This window comes from Neisseria sp. Marseille-Q1983 (assembly GCF_018224585.1).
Lineage (GTDB): Bacteria > Pseudomonadota > Gammaproteobacteria > Burkholderiales > Neisseriaceae > Neisseria > Neisseria polysaccharea.
In genome coordinates this window covers 1-902 of record NZ_JAGTUI010000113.1, presented here as the reverse complement: position 1 = coordinate 902, position 902 = coordinate 1, and the positions used below count along the sequence as shown (strand labels likewise).

Sequence of the window (902 nt, the reverse complement as noted above, 5' to 3'; positions counted from 1 at the left end):
TACGTTGCTTATAAAATTGCCAATATTTTTTGTCTTCCATAGAGAAAGGTGTGTAGCGTAGCTCATTATAAGTTAGGTCAAAATATTTATAGGCATTCTCCATATCGCCCAATTCATAATAAACGATTCCTGTCCATATGAACACACCTGCTGCAGGTTCATCTTTTCGTGCCTCAAGTGCAATTAACATCCACTCAAGGGCTTTTTGATAATCGCCTAATTTTTTATAATTTTCTGAAATACCACAGGCGATTGCCGAAGTTGGCTCGACGAATTGAGTGGCTGGTTTGGGTAAAAGTTCCCATGCCTGCTTTAGAATATCAATGCTTTCCTCCGGCATAGTAGCGTCATTTGAGTTACATACAAAATCATTGATTTTTTTGTTCAATTCATAATTTACTTGGTCTAAATACATAATTTATCCTTCTTAGATTAACAACCTTTAGGTAGCTTACCATTTTTAGGTTTATGGGGATTTTTATAACGCTCTTTACTTTTCGCTCCACGAGAACAATTACCAGGTCCGTATTCCAATCGGTAATTATTGGGGTCAAGCATCCATTTCCGTACTGCCTGAGACTTAGCCCCATAATAACGACCAGATCTTGGTGGTCTGATTAAACCCAATGGGTCAATCCACTCCTGCGCATTCGGAACAAACGAATAAAGGTTATCCCCACCCAATAGCCCAATCGGGTCCTGATTGATGAAACGTCCAGTATCAGGCTCGTAATAACGCATCCGGTTGTAATGCAGCCCGGTCTCTTCATCGAAGTACTGGTTTTGCAGTCTGAACGGCTGATGCGCATCCTTGTAAACCCGCCCGTCCTTTTTCAGACGACCCCAGGCGGTGTATTCGCCGTACCACAAGAGATTGCCGTGGATGTCGGTCATCTCGCGCG

At 42.4% G+C, this 902-nt stretch carries 2 protein-coding genes; both read right to left on the bottom strand.

All coding sequences use genetic code 11. The features are described from left to right. Positions 1 to 415 (bottom strand): tetratricopeptide repeat protein (locus KEM39_RS11395; protein ID WP_211710077.1); only part of this gene is annotated, 415 nt, incomplete at its 3' end. Positions 416 to 432: 17 nt separating this feature from the next. Continuing rightward, a partial coding sequence (locus tag KEM39_RS11390; protein WP_300991154.1) for an RHS repeat-associated core domain-containing protein occupies positions 433 to 902 on the bottom strand: 470 nt, incomplete at its 5' end.